Origin of the sequence: Streptomyces sp. NPDC026673 (genome assembly GCF_040638135.1) — a bacterium.
In the GTDB taxonomy this organism is placed as follows: domain Bacteria; phylum Actinomycetota; class Actinomycetes; order Streptomycetales; family Streptomycetaceae; genus Actinacidiphila.
Map to the genome: position 1 here is coordinate 62,066 of NZ_JBEZXR010000017.1, position 14,635 is coordinate 76,700.

Here is a 14,635-nt window from a genome sequence, read left to right on the forward strand (position 1 = left end):
GCGTGACGGGCACGCGGGAAGTCTCGCCGCCGCCCTGGGCGAGCCCGTGTGGTCACCCGGCGGCCGGCGCCGGCTCCTCGGGCGGCGAGGAGCGGGGCTCCTCGTAGGGGATGCGGTTCAGGTGCAGGATCTCGCCGAGCGTGCCCCACTCGTCGGCGCCGAGCTTGGTGAGCGGACGGAGCAGCGGGGCGCTGGGGCGGCCGTCGGCGAGGATCTCCTCGTCCGCCACGGCGTGCACCACTCTCCCGAAGACAAGGGTGGAATTGCCCATCCGCAAGGTGGTGTGCGAACGGCACTCCAGGACGACCGGTGATGCGGCGACCCTGGACGGACGCACCCGCAGACTGGGTTCGCGCTCGATCCCCGCGTGATCGAATTCGCTGACGTGGCGCGGGAAGTCGGTGGCCGTGGCGTTGATGAGCGGCATCAGCGCCTCGGAGGCGAAGTTCACCACGAACTCACCGGTGTCCTCGACGTTGCGCAGCGAGTCCTTGCGGCCGATCGAGGTGAACTGCACGATCGGCGGATCCGTGCTCGCGATGCTGAAGAAGGAGTGCGGCGCGAGGTTCTCGGAACGGCCGTCCGGAGTGAGGGTGGAGATCCACGCGATGGGCCGGGGTACGACCACGGAGGTCATGAAACGGTAGAAGGCGGAGCCGCCCATGGCCCCGGGATCGAAGTCGACGCGCATGGCCGCAGTATCCATGGCGGCCCCCCGCCGTCCCGCTCCCGCGGCGGAGCCACGGCGTGTCGCGCGGACGGGCCGGCACGGCCGGAACGTTCTGCGCCGGAATCCCCGCCGCCGCCCGCGCTACGGAGCACGGGACACAGGGGCACCGGCACCGGCACCGGCACCGGCACCGGCGGGAGCCCTCGCACCAGGGAGACCCACGTCACGCTCGCCCCCGCTGTCACATTTCGTCCCGCAGCCCGGTCGACAGTGCGTAGCCGTCACCACAGGACAGGAGAACCCATGAAAGCCCGCGTGAACTACTTCGGCCACCCGCTCGCCGGCAAGTTCATGAGGCACCTGAACTCGGCGGCCAAGGTCGCGGCTGATTCCACGCTGCCGGTCCTGACCCAGGAGCTGGTGAAGATCCGCGCCAGCCAGATCAACGGCTGTGGCTTCTGCACCGACATGCACACCAAGGAGGCCGCCGTCGCCGGTGAGACCCCGGTGCGCCTGAACCTGGTCGCCGCCTGGCGCGAGGCCACCGTGTTCACGGACGCCGAGCGCGCGGCCCTGGAGCTGGCGGAGCAGGCCACCCGCATCGCCGACGCGGCCGGTGGCGTCTCGGACGAGGTCTGGGCGAACGCCGCCGAGCACTACGACGAGGAGCAGCTCGTCGCGCTGATCTCCCTCATCGCCGTGATCAACGCCTACAACCGCATCAACGTGATCAACCAGCAGCCCGCCGGCGATTACAAGCCCGGCATGTTCGGCTGATCGAAGGTACCCGGCCGCACGGCGGCCGGAAACGGGCCGTCCGACTCCGCTCCGCCCCCCGACCACGGGGCGGAGACGGACGGCGCACACGTCACGGACCGATCCGGCGCCGCACGGTCCGGCGCCGGATCGGCCTGGCGCCGCACGGCGTCCGGCGCCGGATCAGTCCGGCCGCAGGTCGGTTCAGCGCCGGCGCAGGTATTCCAGGCCCTTCTCGCGCAGCGCACGGTGCAGTCCGTCGTAGGCCGGCGCGCCGTCCAGCACGGTCTTGGGGAGCTTGGCGACCACGGTGTAGTTGGTGTCGACCACATTGCCGATCGGTGCCAGTCCGGCCTGGCTGACCAGCTGGTACGCGTCCAGCTGGTGCAGGCCGGTCAGGGCGGACGTCCAGCCGACCAGGTCGTGCTGGCTGATCCGGTAGGCGTCCTCGAGCGGCCGTACCGAGCCCGTCGACATGAGGAAACGATCGTCCTCCAGGCGCGGCCAGGCGGGGGCCCCGCCCTTGAGCAGGTCGATCACCACCACGGTCTCCATCGCGGCCTCCACCGCGGTGCCGCACACCTCGCCCTCGCCCTGCCGGCAGTGGCCGTCGCCGATCGCGAGCTGTGCGCCGGGCACGTTGACGCCCAGGTAGAGGGTGGTGCCCGCGCGCAGCTCGGGGGTGTCCATGTTCCCACCGTGCGCGCCCGGTGTGATGCTCATGACCACCTCACCCGCCGCGGGGGCGACCCCGACCGTACCGTGCATCGGGTCGAGGGGGAGCTCGACCGTGTGGTCGGAGAAGCGGGCCTGGAACCGGCAGCTGTTGCGGTCGCGGTCGATTCCGTAGCGCCAGACCACTTCCTCGAGCGGATCGTGCAGCATCGCCGTGGAGTGGGTGGCGGTCAGCGCCCCGAAGTGCGGGAAGGTGGTCGAGACCGCCCAGTCCCGCGCCGGCGCGATGTCGACGAAGTGCACGGCCAGGGTGTCGCCCGGCTCGGCCCCCTCGACGTGGATCGGCCCGGTGACCGGGTTGAGGTAGGGGAACTCGCAGACCTTGCTGGGCAGGTCCTCGGGTCCCCGGACCAGACCGCCGAAGCAGTCCTCGGTGAAGAGTTCCACGATCGTCCCCGGGCGCACGCGCAGCAGGGGCTCGCGGCCGCCGAAGGCGTAGGCGTACTGCTCGGGGGTGGGGTGGAGGCGTACCACCTCGAGATCGTTCACGACTGTCCGGCCTCCTCGACCGTGGCGGGCTCGGTGGGCAGTTCCGGACGCCGGCCGGCGACGAGCAGGCCCACCAGCAGGGCGGCGCCGATCGCCAGCCAGAGGAAGCCGAGTCGCTGGGCGGTGACCTTGGCGTTGATCACCACGAAGGTGAGGATCGCGAAGCCGACCAGCGGCGCGATCAGATGGCGCCACCAGTCGCGGCTGCCCTGACGGACGACGTAGTGGACGACGACGGAGACATGGAGCACCAGGAACGCGGTCATCGCCCCGAAGTTGACCAGCGAGCTGAGCAGCGTGATGCCGTCGGACCGGGAGTTCATGTAGAGGCCGAGCACGAGCGAGACCACCGCGACGAGGAGGGTGGCGTTGACCGGGACCCTGCGGCGGGCGTCGACCCTGGACAGGAAACCGGGGAGTTGCCGGTCGCGGGCCATCGCGAAGAGCAGTCGGGAAGTGGCGGCCTGGGCGACGAGCGAGTTGGCGAAACCCCACGCGATGGCGGTGGCCAGCGCGCTCAGCGTGCCCAGCCAGGCGCCGCCGGCGACGCGTGCGGCGTCGTAGAAGGCGGTGCCCTCCGGATCGCCCTTGCCGATCAGCGTCTGCGGTTCGGGCACCAGCAGCGCGGCGACCCAGGTCTGCACGATGAACAGCGCTCCCGCGAGCAGCAGGGCGGCCACCATCGACCGGCCGATGGCCCGGGCCGACTCGCGGTTCTCCTCGGCGAGAGTGGAGATGCCGTCGAAGCCGAGGAAGCTGAGCACCGCGATCGACACCGCTCCGAGGATCAGGGACCAGGAGAAGGTGCCCGAGTCGAAGAACGGCTGGAAGCCGCCGGAGCCGTTGCCCTTGCCCTGGGCGAGTGCGACAACCCCCACCACCAGGAAGATCGCGAGGACCACCAATTCGGCCGCGAGCATGACCCTGTTGATCCTGGCGGTCATCTCGATGCCGAGGTAGTTCACGGCGGTGTTGAGCACCACGAAGCCGATCAGCCACAGCCACACCGGCACCGAGGCGACGAGCGAGTTCATCGCCACGGCGGCGATCAGGTAGAGCAGCGCCGGTACGAGGATGTAGTCGAGCAGGATCATCCACCCGGACAGAAAGCCGAACGGCGCGCCGATCCCCCGCCCGGCGTACGAGTAGACCGACCCGGCCATCGGGAAGGCCCGCGACATCTGCGCGTAGGAGTGGGCGGTGAACATCATCGCCAGCATGCCGATGGCGTAGGCGAGGGCGACCATGCCGCCCGATCCCTGGAAGACCCCGCCGAAGATCCCGAACGGCGCGATCGGCACCATGAAGACCAATCCGTAGACCACCAGGTCCCGGAAGCCCAGTGACCGCGCCAACTGCTGGGTGTAACCGTACTTCTCCAGGTGTTGCCCTTGAGGTGCGCTGTCGCTCACGTCGCCTCCCCGGCGGCCGCGGTCCCCTGACTGGCGGGGTGATCTTAGGGGCCGCGGCGGACGCAGGGGAACGCTTGTGCACAAGGATTCTGACGGATCATGAGATCGGCGCTCCACTCCCCGAAGACGGCTGCCGTCACGGCCGTCCCCGCCGGGCACGCCGCCCCCGCCGTCCCCGCCGTCCCCGCCGTCCCCGCCGTCCCCGCCGTCCCCGCCGTCCCCGCCGTCCCCGCCGTCCCCGCCGCGGGCGCCTACCCGATCTCGACCACGCGCGCCCAGTCGGGGGGCGCGTCCGGCACGTAGTCGGGATCGTTCTCGCGCCACCGCCGGGACGGCCCCTGCCGCGGGAACAGGCCCACGACCGTGCGGCAGGGCGGCCGCTCGTCCGGCCAGGGCGTCTGGCCGTCGGTGAGGGCCACGACGACGTCCGGGCGGGGCCGGGCGCGGAGCGCCTTGGCGAAGCCCGTCCGCAGATCCGTGCCCCCGCCGCCGATCAAGGGGATGCCCTCGGCCCGGCACAGCGGGTGGGCGATCCGTGCCGCCGCGTCGCACGGCACCACGGTGACCAGGTCGCGGCGGCCGCCCACCGCCCTGGAGATCGCGGCGACCTCCAGGAGGGCACTGCCCAGTTCGGCGTCGCTGACGGACCCGGAGGTGTCGATGACCACGGCCACACGGGGCGGTCTGCGCCGCAGGCTCGGCAGGACGGCGCCGGGCACGCCGGCCGAGCGGCGGGACGGCCGGCCGTAGGTGTAGTCCTCGCCCGCTCCGGAGCCGGATGCCGCGGAACGCACCGCCGCGCCCAGCAACTCCCGCCACGGCTGCGGCGGGTGGAACGCCTCCTCGGCCCACCGCCGCCATCCCTTCGGCGCGTTCCCCGGACGGGCGGCGATGCCCTGCGCCACGCGGAAGCGGACCGCGTCCCGCTCCTGCTCGCCGAGCGCGTGGGCCCCCTCCGGTCCGAGGTCCCACTCCCGTTCCAGGCCGTCCGCGCCGCTGCCGCAGTCCAGCCACACGAAGTCCCGCGTACCCGGACCGAGCCCGAACCGCGGCAGATAGTCCTCCATGAGCAGCCCCGAGGGCAGCCCCAAGGATCCCGGCACGACGGCCCCTTCGGGCCGCGCCAGGCCGTCGCCGAAGGCGTCGTCGTTGATCTCGCAGTCCGCGGCGATGTTCATCCGCAGCCGCTCCCCCGGGCCGTGCAGTCCCTGCTCCCGCGCGAAGCGGTCACCGCGCCGGTGGTGGTCCCGCAGCAGATGCGACACCTCGTGCACCCACACCCCCGCCAGTTCCTCCACCGGTGTCCGGTCCACGAACGCCGGCGAGACGTAGCAGCGCCAGTGCGGGTCGACGGCCATCGTCGGCACCCGCCTGGACTCCACGGTGTGCAGGGCGAACAGCGCCGTCGCGAGGTAGGGCCGGGCCCGCGCGGCGTACAGCCGGGCGGCGTACAGCTTCTCGAGGTCCAGTGCCCCCGGCGCCTTCGCGCTCACCGGCCGGCCTTCGCGACGAGTCCGGACCGCTCGGCCGCCCGGTCCGCGCGCCGGGACAGGGTCACCGCTCCGGCGAGTCGCTCGATGGCCGCCGGAACGTCCCAGTCCTCGCGTCGGAGCGAGGCGAGCGTGGTGGCGGGGACGACCACCAGGTCGGGGGCCCCGGTCTCCATCGCCCGGACCAGCAGCGCCCACGCCGCGTCCCAGCGGGCCCTCTCCGGGCGCTTGCGGACGGCGTCCACCACTCCGTCCAGTACGGCCTGACGCAGGTCACCCCGCTCGGGCAGGGCGGCACCGGCCGGATCGGCGAGCAGCTCCTCGGGATCGGGGAGGTCCATCCGGTCCATGCCCGCCAGCAGCTCCAGCCCCGGTCCGTCCCCGACCGTTCCCCTGACCAGCAGGGAGAGCACCTCCCGGGAGGATCCGGCCGCGGTCGCGAAGGCGATCAGGCACAGCGTCATCTCCCAGCTCCTGGGCGACGGCCAGGCGCCGCCGCGGCGGGCCTCGTTGCCGGGGAGGCGGTGGACGAGACCGGGGCGGGCGGCGAGCAGCCCGCACACCGCACGGCGGGCGAAGTCCACGGCCTCCGGCAGCCTCACCGGATCCAGCCGCGGCAGGGTCGCCCGGGGCCAGGTCCCGCCGAGGCCGCGGACCACCACGTCGTGGTCGTGGGTCCACTGCAGATGGACGAAGCGGTTGGCCAGTGGCGCGCTCAACTCCCAGCCGTCGGCCGCCGATGCCCGGGGGTTGGCGGCCGCGACGATCCGGACCCCGGGCGGCAGCCGCAGGGCGCCGATGCGCCGTTCGAGCACGAGGCGGAGCAGGGCGGCCTGGACGGCGGGCGGCGCGGTGGACAGCTCGTCCAGGAACAGCAGCCCCCGGCCGGCCCGGACCAGGCGGACGGCCCAGTCCGGCGGGGCCATCGGGACACCCTGCTCGGCCGGATCGTCCCCGACGACGGGCAGCCCGGAGAAGTCCGACGGCTCGTGGACGCTGGCGATCACCGTGGTGAGCGGAAGGTCCAGGGCGGTGGAGAGCTGAGTGAGGGCCGCGGTCTTGCCGATCCCCGGCTCTCCCCAGAGGAGTACGGGCAGGTCGGCGGCGACCGCCAGGGTAAGGGCCTCCAGTTGCGTGTCGGGCCGCGGTTCGGTGGTGGCGTCGCGCAGCAGGGACAGCAGCGCGTCGGCGACGTCGAGTTGGGGGGTGGGGGCCGGGTCGGAGGGGGCTGCGGGCATGGCGAACGGGACGTGCGTGGGCATGGGTGATCACCTTGGGGTGTGTGGTGCCGAACGGGAAAGGGGTGAGGCCGGGCCCCGGGTCAGCGGGACCGGCGGGTCAGCGGGGCGGGCGGGTCAGCGGAAAGTGCCGTGGCGCGGGTGTGAACGGCCGGCGTTCGAACGGCTGCCGGGCGGGGGGTAACGGCCGGGGGCGGGTCCGGCCAGACCGGCCCGGAACAGTCCGTACGCGATCCGCCGCTGCGCGGCCGCCTCCAGTTCGTCCCGCAGCGGCCCGTCGCGCAGCACGGCCTCGGGGCCGAGCAGGCCCTCGACGACGGCCAGCGCACCGGCGGTGTCGCCGTGGTCCAGGCGGGCCCGGACGTCGGCGAGCGAGTCCGGACGGCGGTGCGCCCGGTCGATCGCCCGCAGGCAGGGCAGCGGCGTACCGGTCAGCGAGGCCAGCAGCTCCTCGCGGCGGACCTCGGCCGGGTCGTGGTCGAGCGCGGTCAGTACCCCGTCGACCAGGCCGATCCGGTGCAGGCGGCCCCGGCACTCGACCATGCGCGGCTCCCCCGCCCCGTCCGGGGGCCCGGGCGGGCCTGCCGGTACGTGATCCGGCACGAGTGCGCCGGCCACCAGGGGGTGCAGCCGGTCGGCCTGGATCAGGCCGGCGCGGAGCAGTTCCAGGTCGGGCGGCACCCAGGTCGCCGCGTCCGGCAGGACCGGGAACGCGGAGGTGCCGCCGTCCGTGGGCGCCGCCGTGATCCGCGCCGTCGGCGGGCCGGTGCCGTCGCGGTCGGCGGACACGTCCAGGAGCAGCCGGTGGCGGGAGTCCAGGCGCACGGTGACGGGACCGGTGGTCCGGCCCTCCGCGCGGAGGACCACAGCCGCCTCGGCCGCCCACCGGTCGACCGCGCAGCGGTGCCGCTGCGGCTCCGGTATCGCCACCGGCAGGTCCGGGTCCGATGCGCGGCTGCCGTCGGAAGGCGGCCGATCGGCCCCGGCGCGCGTTCGCAGTTCGCCGGTCCTGCGCGCGTCCCACAGGTGGCGGTGCAGGTCGAGGCGGAACCGCCGGTGGGGACGCGGGTGCGGATGACAGCGGGCGTCGGCCTCGGGGTGGGACGCGTCCCACAGCGCGAGGCTGATCCGCTGCCCGCCGTCCGCCCACGCCGGCGGGGTCCGGGCCACGAGATGCACCGGGTGGCTGCCGCCCTGCCCCACGGTGTCGTACCGGGCCAGCGCGATGGTCAGCCCGGGCCGCAGCAGTCCGTCGGGAGCGACCCGCGGCATGTGCCAGCGCAGCAGGTCGGGAACCAGATGGCGGAGGTCGGCCCGGACCCGGGCCGCGATCTCCCGGCCGTGGGCACGCGCCAGGTGACGGAGGTTGAGATCGACGTCGACGCCCGCGGCGGCACACGCCCCGGCCCAGTCACCGGCATGACGGCGAGCGGTCGCGGTCTCGATCATGGACGGCGGCACGGCGAACTCGCGTACGTGCAGCCACAGGGAGAGTCGGGAACTCCCGTTCGCGATCTGAGTGAGCATCAGCACTCACCTTGCGCGGACGGGTCCCCCAATCTGAGAGAGTCAGTCATATCGCGGGGAGCATAGCGCTCCCCGTCCCGGTCTGTCAGGTGCCCCCGCCACGGGGCGCTCGTTGTCCGGGTCCCGCGGCGCCCGTGCCGCCGAAGTGGTGGAGGCGTCCATGGCCGAGCGGACCGTCCTCACCAGCGATCCCGGCACGCTCGCCCGGGACGTCGCCGCCGCACTCGTCCGCCGTACCTCACCGGAGGCGGACAGCCTCGACCCGTTCCTCCTCATGCTGCGCTCGGCGCCCAACCCGCGCGCCGCGGAGATCCTCCGGGCCGGCATCAAAAGCCACGTCGAGTCCCACCTGCACGATGTCGCCCCGGAACTCCGCGGCACAGACCGCGCGGCCATGGCACTCTCAGTCGTCGCGGGCTTCTGGCTGATGCGCAAGATGATCGGCAGCACCGCCCTCAACAACGCGGACGAGACGGAATTGGCCCGGACCCTGGAGCGGTTGTTCACCCTGCTCCTCCAGGAGTGACCCACGACGGCGGGCTCCGGGAGCCACGCACGCAGCGAGGACGTACCTCTGCTCCGGGCCGGTAAGGCAGCCAGGACCCGACGATCGCCGAGGCTCGCCGAACTGCGATCGCCGGCCCGAGCACGGCACCGCCCGCGGATCAGATGGTCTCGTCGCGTTCGAGGACGAGGCTGCCGGAGCCGTCCTCGAGGTCGATCCCCTCGTCCAGGTGCATGTGATATCCGCCCGCCAGTTCCGGATCGGCAAGTCCCTCCAACCGCTCCGCGATCAGCCGAAGCCCCGCGGCGTTGCCTGCGATCGTGACTTCGGCACCGGCGGCCATGACCTTGATACGAGGTGCGTCCATGGCGCGCACGCTATCGCGGGCGGCGTGGACCTCACGGCTCGGGCATCCGTCGTCGGGTCCGAGCGCGGAGCGGCCCGCGGAGTGCTTCGGCAGACGGCCCGATACGTGGTTCCCCGGGTACGTCGGCGTCGTGGGTACCGTGCCCGGGAGCGGCGGTCACCCCGCCCGCTCGAGGGTAAGGCTGCTGCGTGTGGGCGCGGTTCGCCACATCGCTGCCAGTTGGGGGTAGGACTCGATGAACCGCCGCATCTCCCGCAGCGCGGCGCTCCTGGGCGTCCCGATCCGGCGGTGGTCGAACCCGGTGTCCTGATGCCCGAGGCCGTCGAGGTCCGCCCATGCCGGATCCTCGGCGAAGACGAGTTCCAACTCCACCTTCCAGTACTGCGGCTGCCGGTCGGGGTCGTCACGGTCGCCGCCGTCGCCGACCGCGAGCAGCCGGCCGAAGGACAGCGAGGGCTGGTCGTCGTTCCAGTCCCACCTGCCCCACTCGGCGATGAAGCCGTCGCCGTCATTCCCGGGCCCCTCGATCCCTTCGACCTCGATCTGAAGGAACTCACCGAAGGCGTCCCAGGCGGCGTCGACGGCGCCTACGGCATCGGGCTCGATGCCGCGCCGTCTCAGGATCCGCGCGAACACGTCGGCGCTGGACGTCCATGGAATGGGCATGCGGGATGCTACCGCTCCGCTACACGCGCAGCTTGTTTCGTCCGGTGGTTGCCCTTGCCCCGCCGTCCCTTCCGGCACGGATCTCTCACGCGTGCGCACGGAACCGGTTTCGCCACAACCGCGTCCAACGGCCGGGAAAGGGGATGTTGTGAGAGGTCAGAGCAGTAACCGTCGTCGCTCCATGACGGCCGGTCCGGTCCGCCCGTGGCTCGTCGCGGTAGCCGTCACGGTCTTGTCGACCGCCGGCTGCGGCATGCTGGGCGATCCGGTCGAGGAACGTTGGTCGTCTCGTGCCGAGTTCTCGAGCTGCGGCGAGGTGAACCTGGATCAGGGCGAGGAAATGCAGAAGAAGGCCGTTCGGGAAATCGCCTGCCTCCGGAGAGCCCTCAAGAACGGCGACGGCGCGGAACTGAAGGCGACCTATCCCACCGTCGAGGGCGATCCGATTCGCGACTACTACCGCGTGACACCGCAAGGCGGGCTCGAGGTGTACACCGACAGCACGGACGACCGGTTCTCGGACGGGAAATGGGCGTTCACCGGGTGTCACACGCCGGAATGGTTGGCCGAGGTCGCCTGCGACCAGTGACCGCCGTATCGCCGGCCACCGTCCTGAACGTCCATGTGGCAAAACCGAAATGCCGGTCGGAGGGCCGGAGGGCCGGTGACAAGTGGTCACCCGGAGCGGACCTCCGGGCGACAGCGTGCGCGCCGGCCGGGTGATGTGAACTACTCTCGCCCGACGCCGTTCAGCAGGGTGTCCACCACCAGGTCAGCGGCCTGGGCGGCGCTGCTGTCCGGCAGTTGCCGGGAGGCCAGGTGCATCAACTCCGGCAGCAGCGAACTCGTCCATCCCTTCGGGATGTCGCGGCGGAGCAACCCCTCCTCGGTCGCGCGCTCCAGGAAGGCGTCGACCTCCTCGATCATGCGGGTGCGCCGATTCCTGATGGATCCCTCGGCGCGCATCCGCGTCAGTTCGACCGGCCACTTGCGGTTGACGGCGATGATCGACTCCACGTACCGGTGCAGGGCCACGGCAACGGGCGCCTCCCGCAGCCGGGCGGTCGCGACGGCCTCCTCAACGGCATCCAGACGCGCCTGGTAGATCGCGGTCAGCAGGGCCTCGCGCGAAGCGAAGCGCCGGTAGACCGTCCGGCGGTCCACACCGGCCTGCGTAGCGATGGCGCTGAGGCTCGCCCCGGGATCGGTCGCCAGCATGCGGGCGCCGGTCGTCAGGACGGTTTCGAGGTTGCGTGCTGCATCGGCTCTCACCCTGGCATTCTAAGGTGCAGAGCGGCACATGGACTGCTCTTGTGTCTCGTCCATGTAGCGGTTCGAGGACGAATCGGGACAGTCGGAGGGTTCCACCGCAGCTCAACCGGGAGCCCCCGGACCCCCGCACCCTCGGCGCCCTCCGCACCCCCGGGCAGTGGACCGCCCGACCGTGCGCCGTGACGGAAGTGCGTGCGGAGCTGCGCGGGTCGGGCGGACGCCGTACCGAGTGGGCGCCCTGAAGTCACCGCCGCCCAGGGCCGGCACGGCTCGACCGACCGATGCCGCGGGGAACACCACGGCACCGGTGCCCGACGACCGCGCCGCGGCGAAGGCACACCCCCGCGCCGGCTCCCGCCCAAAGCCAGGCAAACGGCCACGGGCACCCGAGGCGGGCCAGCGGTTCCGACTGCGCACCCGGCCGCGACGGCGAGCCGCTCCCGACGGCACCACTTCGTCGACTCGACAACGTCCGCGACGCCTCAGCGGTCCCGCCGCCGGCGGAACGTGCCCGCCTGCAGCGGCGACCAGGAAAGCGCCGCGGGATCCCGTCAAGTCTACATCTGTATACTTACCGGCACAGCACCACTTCCCCGTGCTGTGGCACGGGAGCAATCCGCATGGGAGCAAGGAATGAACCTCAATCTCGAGGGCAAGCGCGCTCTGGTCACCGGGTCGAGTGCCGGCCTGGGCGAAGCCACCGCGAAACTGCTGGCGGCGGAGGGCGCCACGGTCGTGATCCACGGCCGGGACAAGGACCGCACGGAGCGGGTCGCCGCCGGGATCCGTCAAGCCGGGGGCACCGTCACCACGGTGCTGGGCGACCTGGCCACGGACGAGGGCGCCGCCGCGGTCGCCCGGGCTGCCACCACAGACGGTCCCGTCGACATCCTCGTCAACAACGCGGGCTTCTACCGGCATCTGTCGTGGGCCGAGGCGAGCCCCGCGGAGTGGACCGACACCTACAACGTCAACGTCGTCTCGGGCGTCAGGATGATCCGGCATCTCGTTCCGGCGATGCGCGAGCGCGGCTGGGGCCGCGTCATCACCATCGGCGGCGGCCTCGCCTCCCAGCCGATGAACACCCACCCGCAGTACAACGCGACGCTGGCGGCGCGGCACAACCTCGCGGTGTCGCTGGCCCGTGACCTCAAGGGCACCGGGGTCACCTCGAACGTGGTCTCGCCCGGCGCGATCCTCGTCGAAGCGACGAAGGAACTCGTCACGGGAATCGGCCCCTCCCGCGGGTGGGGTGAGACCTGGGAGGAGATCCAGCCGAACGCCGTCGAGGCCCTCATTCCCAACGACCGCGGCCGCTTCGGCAAGCCGGACGAGATCGCCGCTGCCGTGGCGTACCTGTGCAGCGACTACGCCGAGTACGTCAGCGGAGCCACGATCCGCGTCGACGGCGGGCTGATCCGCTCCGCGTTCTGAGGCCAGGGGCACTGACGCGGTCCGCACGCCGTGCGGCGCCCGGACCCGGAGCGTCGCACGACGGCACTGCGGCGGGCGTGGCCCGCCGAGGTCGACCTGCCGCCGCCCATACGGGCAGTGCTAGCAGGGCCGTGAGCGGATCGTCGTCCGTCCCGAGGAGCGCGCGACCGCCGACGGCATCGGCCAGTACAAGGAGTGCGGCCAGGGCGAGTTCAAGCGCCCACCCGCGGCGTCATCCTCCGCGCCCGCGGGCGACCCACGACCCGGTTGCCCGGGACAGCGGCGCCGCAGGGGCGAGCGACACGAGATCACACCCGGCGACCCGGCGCCGGGCGAGGTCGGGGTCTCCCAGAGCCGGGAGGACCGACCTCCAGATGGTCATCGCCCGGCCCGAAGGGCGAGCCGGCTCGATGGAGACGCCGTTCGGGTCCCGTCCCCAGTGAGCCGGACGGCGCGCTCAGCAGAGAGTGGCCGGCCAGGGAACGTGCCGGTCCGTCCGCCGCGGACTCGGACGGCGGCCGCCGCCGTCAGTCCCTCGCCTCCCTATCGCGCCGCCACCTCCGCACAAAGATCCGGTGGGCCTTCATGGCATGTGCCATGAAGGCCCACCGGCACGACCTCACCCCGGGGCCGGCGGTCCGAGAGACCTCGGACCGGGGAGACCTTCAATGCTCTACGGCTGTAGACCGCACTTCCGGCCTCACTACACTTGTTCCGTGGAAAACGAATCGCCTCGGGACGAGCCGCGCACCGCCGCCCCCCGTCGGCCCCGAAACGCGGCTGCGACCCGCGAGGCGATCCTCTCGTCCGCGGTGGAGGCCTTCACTCGCCTCGGCTACGACGGCGTGGGCGTGCGGGAGATCGCCAAGGACGCCGGTGTCACCGCGATGATGGTCAACCGCTACTTCGGCTCCAAGGAACAACTGTTCGCCGAGGTTGTGGACACCACCTTCGCGCCACGCACCGTGGTGGGCAGCGATCCGGCGGCCCTGGTTCACGACGTCGCCCGATCGCTGGTGGAGCGCACCGGGCCCGAGGCCGACGAATTGAGTCCTTTCCTGCTGATGCTGCGGTCCGCCTCCAATCCGCGAACGGCCGAGATCGCCCGCCAGGGCATTGAACGGCATGTGGAGCGGCATCTCGTCGGCCTGCTGACGGGCGAGAACACATCGGAACGTTCCGCTCTCGCGCTGTCGGTGATCGCCGGCGTGTGGCTGATGCGGAAACTGATCGGGAACACGGCGCTGGTGGAGGCGGATCCCGACAAGCTGGCCGAGCGCCTGGAAGACGTCCTGCGGACTCTGCTGGAGGACACTCCGCCGGAGTACGCCGACCAGGACCGCTCCGCGGCCCGGGCCCCCCTCGACGACTCCGCTCAGGTGCCGTAACCGAACAAACCACGACCACTCGCACCCCTCCTTCCTCGGCCATGACCACGCGTCGCGACCACAGTGGAACGGGGGAGGCACTGCTCCGGCGCATCCGTGATGGTGAACCGGGGACGACTCACCACGGACAACTCGCCGACCGCTTTGAGGCCAGGTGCCCCGACCGCGGGGGCAAGGGCCCGCACGGCCCTGCGGCAGGTCCCGTCACGGCAGCCCCTCGCCGGTCGCGCGTCTAGGGAAGGTCCCGACCTCCTGGATAGACGTGTCCCGCCGCTCGCGGATTTCGCCGCCGGCAAGCACGAGGGAGTCCACGGGCCGCCCCGATCGACCTCGATGATGCTCCACATACCGGCGCGGCGCCACGGCGACAGGCGTCCGGCACAGTCGCGCGCCCGCACCGACCTGCTCAATGGCGTCGGAACGCGCGCGGTGGACGGCCGCGAGGAGGACCCCGCGGGACACGAACCGCTGGTGGACGGTCTGACGCTCCGCGCCGCCTCGGCGGCGATGTCGACACCCGGCTCGGCGGCGGGCGCGCGCACCGGCGGTCAGGACGGCTTCCAGGTTCCGTGCCGCGTCGACTCCCGCCCACCAAATGCACCTCTTACGCGACGGATCAGATCTTGACATCCACATCGATGCGCACAAGAAAGTAGAAGTGCTACAGTCGTGTGACAGATAGAAGT

General features: G+C 72.1%; 15 protein-coding genes. 6 read left to right on the top strand and 9 right to left on the bottom strand.

All coding sequences use genetic code 11. The annotated features are described in order from the left end of the window. Window positions 1-52: 52 nt before the first annotated feature. Entirely contained in the window at window positions 53-691 is a 639-nt protein-coding gene (locus AB0F62_RS14885) for a flavin reductase family protein (protein WP_361797478.1), read from the bottom strand. A 282-nt stretch (window positions 692-973) separates the two neighbouring features. Between AB0F62_RS14885 and AB0F62_RS14890 the strand changes: the two genes are divergently transcribed. Beyond that, window positions 974-1,447: a carboxymuconolactone decarboxylase family protein gene (locus tag AB0F62_RS14890; protein WP_361797481.1), complete on the top strand. Its 474-nt coding sequence runs from the start codon at window positions 974-976 to the stop codon at window positions 1,445-1,447. Between the two features lie 183 nt (window positions 1,448-1,630). On the opposite strand, the gene AB0F62_RS14895 is transcribed toward AB0F62_RS14890, so the two are convergent. Both AB0F62_RS14895 and AB0F62_RS14900 read right to left on the bottom strand, forming a co-directional pair. After that, window positions 1,631-2,650, bottom strand: a complete 1,020-nt coding sequence (locus AB0F62_RS14895; RefSeq protein ID WP_361797484.1) for an acetamidase/formamidase family protein — start codon at window positions 2,648-2,650, stop codon at window positions 1,631-1,633. Next, complete coding sequence (locus AB0F62_RS14900) at window positions 2,647-4,062, bottom strand: APC family permease (RefSeq protein WP_361797487.1); 1,416 nt, start codon at window positions 4,060-4,062, stop codon at window positions 2,647-2,649. The genes AB0F62_RS14895 and AB0F62_RS14900 overlap by 4 nt, the downstream gene beginning before the upstream one ends. A gap of 99 nt (window positions 4,063-4,161) precedes the next feature. Here AB0F62_RS14900 and AB0F62_RS14905 point away from each other — a divergent pair, with 99 nt between their 5' ends. Continuing rightward, on the top strand, window positions 4,162-4,365 hold the full coding sequence (locus AB0F62_RS14905; protein ID WP_361797490.1) for a hypothetical protein: 204 nt from the start codon (window positions 4,162-4,164) through the stop codon (window positions 4,363-4,365). On the opposite strand, the gene AB0F62_RS14910 is transcribed toward AB0F62_RS14905, so the two are convergent. The 3 genes from AB0F62_RS14910 to AB0F62_RS14920 form a co-directional block, all read right to left on the bottom strand. Continuing rightward, on the bottom strand, window positions 4,314-5,555 hold the full coding sequence (locus AB0F62_RS14910; protein ID WP_361797493.1) for a VWA-like domain-containing protein: 1,242 nt from the start codon (window positions 5,553-5,555) through the stop codon (window positions 4,314-4,316). The two genes, AB0F62_RS14905 and AB0F62_RS14910, sit on opposite strands and share 52 nt — an antisense overlap. Beyond that, window positions 5,552-6,814: a MoxR family ATPase gene (locus AB0F62_RS14915; protein WP_361797496.1), complete on the bottom strand. Its 1,263-nt coding sequence runs from the start codon at window positions 6,812-6,814 to the stop codon at window positions 5,552-5,554. Before AB0F62_RS14915 ends, AB0F62_RS14910 begins: the two co-directional genes overlap by 4 nt. A 93-nt stretch (window positions 6,815-6,907) precedes the next feature. After that, window positions 6,908-8,317 (bottom strand): hypothetical protein, encoded by a 1,410-nt coding sequence (locus tag AB0F62_RS14920; protein ID WP_361797499.1) that lies wholly within the window; start codon window positions 8,315-8,317, stop codon window positions 6,908-6,910. A 160-nt stretch (window positions 8,318-8,477) separates the two neighbouring features. Between AB0F62_RS14920 and AB0F62_RS14925 the strand changes: the two genes are divergently transcribed. Beyond that, a complete protein-coding gene (locus tag AB0F62_RS14925) occupies window positions 8,478-8,843 on the top strand; it encodes a TetR/AcrR family transcriptional regulator (RefSeq protein WP_361797502.1) in 366 nt (121 codons plus the stop codon). Window positions 8,844-8,982: 139 nt separating this feature from the next. Here AB0F62_RS14925 and AB0F62_RS14930 read toward each other — a convergent pair whose 3' ends face one another. Further along, window positions 8,983-9,189 carry a hypothetical protein gene (locus AB0F62_RS14930; protein ID WP_361797505.1) on the bottom strand — a complete coding sequence of 69 codons (207 nt, stop codon included), beginning with the start codon at window positions 9,187-9,189 and terminating at the stop codon, window positions 8,983-8,985. 156 nt (window positions 9,190-9,345) lie between these two features. Next, window positions 9,346-9,855, bottom strand: a complete 510-nt coding sequence (locus AB0F62_RS14935) for a hypothetical protein (RefSeq protein WP_361797508.1) — start codon at window positions 9,853-9,855, stop codon at window positions 9,346-9,348. A gap of 181 nt (window positions 9,856-10,036) precedes the next feature. Between AB0F62_RS14935 and AB0F62_RS14940 the strand changes: the two genes are divergently transcribed. After that, window positions 10,037-10,444 (top strand): hypothetical protein, encoded by a 408-nt coding sequence (locus AB0F62_RS14940; protein WP_361797511.1) that lies wholly within the window; start codon window positions 10,037-10,039, stop codon window positions 10,442-10,444. A 140-nt stretch (window positions 10,445-10,584) separates the two neighbouring features. Here AB0F62_RS14940 and AB0F62_RS14945 read toward each other — a convergent pair whose 3' ends face one another. Further along, window positions 10,585-11,073: a TetR/AcrR family transcriptional regulator gene (locus AB0F62_RS14945; RefSeq protein WP_361797643.1), complete on the bottom strand. Its 489-nt coding sequence runs from the start codon at window positions 11,071-11,073 to the stop codon at window positions 10,585-10,587. 687 nt (window positions 11,074-11,760) lie between these two features. On the opposite strand from AB0F62_RS14945, the gene AB0F62_RS14950 reads away from it, so the two are divergent. Continuing rightward, window positions 11,761-12,561, top strand: coding sequence for an SDR family NAD(P)-dependent oxidoreductase (locus tag AB0F62_RS14950; protein ID WP_361797514.1), 801 nt, complete (start codon window positions 11,761-11,763; stop codon window positions 12,559-12,561). A gap of 716 nt (window positions 12,562-13,277) precedes the next feature. Beyond that, a complete protein-coding gene (locus AB0F62_RS14955) occupies window positions 13,278-13,949 on the top strand; it encodes a TetR/AcrR family transcriptional regulator (RefSeq protein ID WP_361797517.1) in 672 nt (223 codons plus the stop codon). The last annotated feature ends 686 nt before the right edge of the window (window positions 13,950-14,635 follow it).

Excerpts from the sequence above, each read along its gene's own strand:
- AB0F62_RS14885 (WP_361797478.1), bottom strand. The coding sequence starts at position 691 with ATGCGCGTCGACTTCGATCCCGGGGCCATGGGCGGCTCCGCCTTCTAC.
- AB0F62_RS14890 (WP_361797481.1), top strand. The coding sequence starts at position 974 with ATGAAAGCCCGCGTGAACTACTTCGGCCACCCGCTCGCCGGCAAGTTC.
- AB0F62_RS14905 (WP_361797490.1), top strand. The coding sequence starts at position 4,162 with ATGAGATCGGCGCTCCACTCCCCGAAGACGGCTGCCGTCACGGCCGTC.
- AB0F62_RS14915 (WP_361797496.1), bottom strand. The coding sequence starts at position 6,814 with ATGCCCACGCACGTCCCGTTCGCCATGCCCGCAGCCCCCTCCGACCCG.
- AB0F62_RS14920 (WP_361797499.1), bottom strand. The coding sequence starts at position 8,317 with ATGCTCACTCAGATCGCGAACGGGAGTTCCCGACTCTCCCTGTGGCTG.
- AB0F62_RS14925 (WP_361797502.1), top strand. The coding sequence starts at position 8,478 with ATGGCCGAGCGGACCGTCCTCACCAGCGATCCCGGCACGCTCGCCCGG.
- AB0F62_RS14930 (WP_361797505.1), bottom strand. The coding sequence starts at position 9,189 with ATGGACGCACCTCGTATCAAGGTCATGGCCGCCGGTGCCGAAGTCACG.
- AB0F62_RS14935 (WP_361797508.1), bottom strand. The coding sequence starts at position 9,855 with ATGCCCATTCCATGGACGTCCAGCGCCGACGTGTTCGCGCGGATCCTG.
- AB0F62_RS14940 (WP_361797511.1), top strand. The coding sequence starts at position 10,037 with ATGACGGCCGGTCCGGTCCGCCCGTGGCTCGTCGCGGTAGCCGTCACG.
- AB0F62_RS14945 (WP_361797643.1), bottom strand. The coding sequence starts at position 11,073 with ATGCTGGCGACCGATCCCGGGGCGAGCCTCAGCGCCATCGCTACGCAG.
- AB0F62_RS14950 (WP_361797514.1), top strand. The coding sequence starts at position 11,761 with ATGAACCTCAATCTCGAGGGCAAGCGCGCTCTGGTCACCGGGTCGAGT.